The 3,738-nt window shown below is 70.5% G+C and carries 4 protein-coding genes and 1 tRNA gene; 3 read left to right on the top strand and 2 right to left on the bottom strand.

What is annotated here, in order from left to right; genetic code table 11:
* Nucleotides 1–168: 168 nt before the first annotated feature.
* Nucleotides 169–242 (top strand) — tRNA-Met (locus tag AC51EU_RS28375).
* Between the two features lie 100 nt (nucleotides 243–342).
* On the opposite strand, the gene AC51EU_RS28370 is transcribed toward AC51EU_RS28375, so the two are convergent.
* The gene (locus tag AC51EU_RS28370) at nucleotides 343–762 is read right to left on the bottom strand and encodes a Fur family transcriptional regulator (RefSeq protein WP_496269947.1); all 420 of its coding nucleotides are present in this window, start codon (nucleotides 760–762) and stop codon (nucleotides 343–345) included.
* A 94-nt stretch (nucleotides 763–856) separates the two neighbouring features.
* Between AC51EU_RS28370 and AC51EU_RS28365 the strand changes: the two genes are divergently transcribed.
* Nucleotides 857–2,383: a catalase gene (locus AC51EU_RS28365; RefSeq protein WP_496269946.1), complete on the top strand. Its 1,527-nt coding sequence runs from the start codon at nucleotides 857–859 to the stop codon at nucleotides 2,381–2,383.
* Between the two features lie 129 nt (nucleotides 2,384–2,512).
* On the opposite strand, the gene hisN is transcribed toward AC51EU_RS28365, so the two are convergent.
* The gene (gene hisN / locus AC51EU_RS28360; RefSeq protein ID WP_496269945.1) at nucleotides 2,513–3,316 is read right to left on the bottom strand and encodes a histidinol-phosphatase; all 804 of its coding nucleotides are present in this window, start codon (nucleotides 3,314–3,316) and stop codon (nucleotides 2,513–2,515) included.
* Between the two features lie 164 nt (nucleotides 3,317–3,480).
* Between hisN and AC51EU_RS28355 the strand changes: the two genes are divergently transcribed.
* The coding region (locus tag AC51EU_RS28355; protein ID WP_496269944.1) for a TetR/AcrR family transcriptional regulator at nucleotides 3,481–3,738 on the top strand (258 nt) is incomplete at its 3' end.

The following is a 3,738-nucleotide window of genomic DNA, read 5'->3' as shown; positions in this document are numbered from 1 at the left end:
CGCCGGCGGTCGCCGAGCGCGCCGCCCGGCTGCGGTCGGCCCTCCAGGAGGAGCTGAGCGCCTGAGGCGCCGTGCGGCCCAGGGGCGGGACACTCGTACCCGCCCCTGGGCCGCACGGAAGGAATTTGCCCCGGTCGTCGCCGCGGGGGTACAGTAAAACCACAACGACGCGGGGTGGAGCAGCTCGGTAGCTCGCTGGGCTCATAACCCAGAGGTCGCAGGTTCAAATCCTGTCCCCGCTACTGAAAGGCCAAGGCCCGGATTCCTCGGAATCCGGGCCTTCGTCGTGTGTGCGCCGGGGCGCGCACACGGGCGGTGTGGGCGCCCCGCTACCGGTGCGGGTCAGCCGGCGGAGTTGCAGGTGGGGCAGAGGCCGCGGAACGTCAGCGTCACCTCGGAGACCTCGAAGCCGTAGCGCTCGGGCTCGGGCAGCGCGGAGAGCGGGTCGACGTGCACATGCACGTCGCGGATCGTGCCGCAGCGCGAGCAGACGAGGTGCTGGTGGGCGTGGTGGGCGTTCGGGTCGTAGCGCTTGGCGCGGCCGTCCGTGCTCACTTCGAGCACCTCGCCCAGGGAGACCATCTCGCCGAGGGTGTTGTAGACGGTCGCGCGGGAGATCTCGGGCAGCCGCGCGGCGGCGCGGGCGTGCACCTCGTCGGCCGTGTAGTGGACGTGGTCCCCGTCGAGGACCTCGGCGACGACGCGTCGTTGCGCGGTCAGCCGCCAGCCGCGTCCCCGGAGTCGTTCCAGCAGGTCACTCATGCCATTCACCTATCAGTCAGATAAAGCCAGGGTAGCAAGCGGCCGGTCCGTCGCCGGATCGGGTACGGCTTTCGTGGCATTCTTGACTTAGACAATGTCCAATGTAGGATCGGACCCGGCGCACGCCAAGGCAGGTGTCACGAATCAGGAGGCGCACGTGTCGGTAGAGAGCACCACGGGACCGCTGACCACGGAGTCCGGAGCTCCCGTCGCGGACAACCAGAACAGCGAGGCGGCCGGCGTCGGCGGACCCGGACTCATCCAGGACCAGCTCCTGATAGAAAAGCTCGCGCACTTCAACCGCGAACGCATCCCGGAGCGGATCGTCCACGCCCGCGGCGCCGGCGCGTACGGCACCTTCACCCTCACCGCCGATGTGACGAAGTACACCCGGGCGAAGTTCCTCTCCGAGATCGGCAAGCAGACCGAGGTCTTCGCGCGGTTCTCGACCGTCGCGGGCAACCTCGGCGCCGCCGACGCGGTACGCGACCCGCGCGGCTTCGCGCTGAAGTTCTACACCGAGGAGGGCAACTACGACCTCGTCGGCAACAACACCCCGGTGTTCTTCATCAAGGACGCCATCAAGTTCCCCGACTTCATCCACACCCAGAAGCGCGACCCGTACACCGGCTCGCAGGAGGCGGACAACGTCTGGGACTTCTGGGGCCTGTCGCCCGAGTCCACCCACCAGGTGACCTGGCTGTTCGGCGACCGCGGCATCCCCGCCTCGTACCGCCACATGAACGGCTACGGCTCCCACACCTTCCAGTGGAACAACGAGGCCGGCGAGGTCTTCTGGGTCAAGTACCACTTCAAGACCGACCAGGGGATCAAGAGCCTCACCCAGGCCGAGGCCAACACACTCGCCGGTGAGGACCCCGACAGCCACCAGCGCGATCTGCGCGAGGCCATCGAGCGCGGCGACTTCCCGACCTGGACCGTGCAGGTGCAGATCATGCCCGCGGCCGAGGCGGCGAACTACCGCTTCAACCCGTTCGACCTGACCAAGGTCTGGCCGCACGCGGACTACCCGCCGATCGAGATCGGCAAGCTGGAGCTCAACCGCAACCCGCAGAACATCTTCGCCGAGGTCGAGCAGTCGGTCTTCTCCCCGCACCACTTCGTGCCGGGCATCGGCCCCTCGCCCGACAAGATGCTCCAGGGCCGCCTCTTCGCGTACGGCGACGCGCACCGCTACCGCGTCGGCATCAACGCCGACCACCTGCCGGTCAACCGCCCGCGCGCCACCGAGGCGCGCACCCACGGCCGGGACGGCGTCCTCTACGACGGCCGCCACGCCGGCGCGAAGAACTACGAGCCCAACAGCTTCGGCGGACCCGTCGAGACCGGCCGCCCGCTGTGGCAGCCCTTCACCGTCAGCGGCTCCACCACCGAGGCCGCCGCCCCCTCGCACGCCGAGGACGACGACTTCGTGCAGGCCGGCAACCTCTACCGGCTGATGTCCGAGGAGGAGAAGGGCCGTCTGATCGAGAACCTGGCGGGCTTCATCGCCAAGGTCTCCCGCGACGACATCGCCCAGCGCGCGATCGAGAACTTCCGCAAGGCGGACGCGGACTACGGCAAGCGGCTCGAAGCCGCCGTCCAGGCCCTGCGCGGCTGACGCGTCCTCCCGCAGGGCCGTACCCCACCGCGACGGGGTGCGGCCGGGAGGCGCACGGACCGCTTGCCGTACCAGCCGAAGAGGCCGGACGCCCCTGGCTCCGGCCTCTTCGCGCGCCCGGGGGAGCGGCTACCGCGGGGCGTCGCCGAGGTAGCTCAGCAGCTGCTCGTGCAGCAGGCCGTTGGAGGCCGCCGCGTTCCCGCTGTGCGGACCCGGCCGGCCGTCCAGACCGGTGAAGCGGCCGCCGGCCTCCTGCACCACGATCGCGCAGGCCGCCATGTCCCACAGCGACAGCTCCGGCTCCGCGCAGATGTCCACCGCGCCCTCGGCGACCATCATGTACGGCCAGAAGTCGCCGTAGGCGCGGGTACGCCAGCACTCCCGGCCCAGATCGAGGAATCCGGCCAGCTTGCCGCGCTCCTCCCAGCCGGTCAGCGAGGAGTACGCGAACGACGCGTCCTGGACCCGGCCGACCTTCGACACCTCCAGGCGCGTCGCCGAGGTCAGACTGCGTCCCGTGAACGCGCCCAGCCCCTCGGCCGCCCACCAGCGGCGGTTGAGGGCCGGGGCGGAGACGATGCCGACCACCGGGCGGTCCCCGGCCGGGCCGTGCTCCATCAGCGCGATCAGCGTGGCCCACACCGGGACGCCGCGCACATAGTTCTTCGTACCGTCGATCGGGTCGATGATCCAGCGGCGGGGGCCCGCGCCCTCGCTGCCGAACTCCTCGCCGAGCACCGCGTCACGCGGCCGGGCCCGCTGGAGCTGGCCGCGGATCAGCTCCTCGGCGGCCTTGTCCGCCTCGGTGACCGGGGTCATGTCCGGTTTGGTCTCGACCTTGAGATCGAGGGCCTTGAACCGGTCCATGGTGGCGGCGTCCGCGACGTCCGCGAGGACATGGCCGAGACGGAGATCATCGTGAAAGTCGGGCATGTGCGAACAGTATCGACTGATATACGCAGGAGCCACACGCGCCTGCTCCGCCAGCCGGGTACGGTCGTCGGCCACCCCCGGACGGACGCCCTTGACAGCCCCTGGCACCCCGTCAATTCTGTGCCCACACCGGCCGTACGGGCCGCGCGGCAGCGGAGGTGACGATGCCCCCAGCGCGAGAGTTGCTGCTCGACGCCGCCTACCGGGCGCTGGCGCGGCGGCCCTGGACGGCCGTCCGCATGGTGGACGTGGCGGCCGCCGCCGGAGTGTCGCGGCAGACCCTCTACAACGAGTTCGGCAGCAAGGACGGCCTGGCCCGCGCCCTGGTGCGCCGGGAGACCGACAACTATCTCGCGGGCGTCGAACACGCCCTCACCGCACACGGCCCGGTGCCCGCCGCGCCCCCGGACGCCGCGGTCGCC

The sequence above is a fragment of the Candidatus Streptomyces philanthi genome (assembly GCF_059553635.1).
The sequence above is the reverse complement of the archived record's forward strand: the minus strand, read 5'-3'. Positions and strand labels throughout refer to the sequence as shown.

Coding starts and splice junctions, on each gene's coding strand:
- AC51EU_RS28365 (WP_496269946.1), top strand. CDS start 857: ATGTCCAATGTAGGATCGGACCCGGCGCACGCCAAGGCAGGTGTCACG.
- hisN (WP_496269945.1), bottom strand. CDS start 3,316: ATGCCCGACTTTCACGATGATCTCCGTCTCGGCCATGTCCTCGCGGAC.
- AC51EU_RS28370 (WP_496269947.1), bottom strand. CDS start 762: ATGAGTGACCTGCTGGAACGACTCCGGGGACGCGGCTGGCGGCTGACC.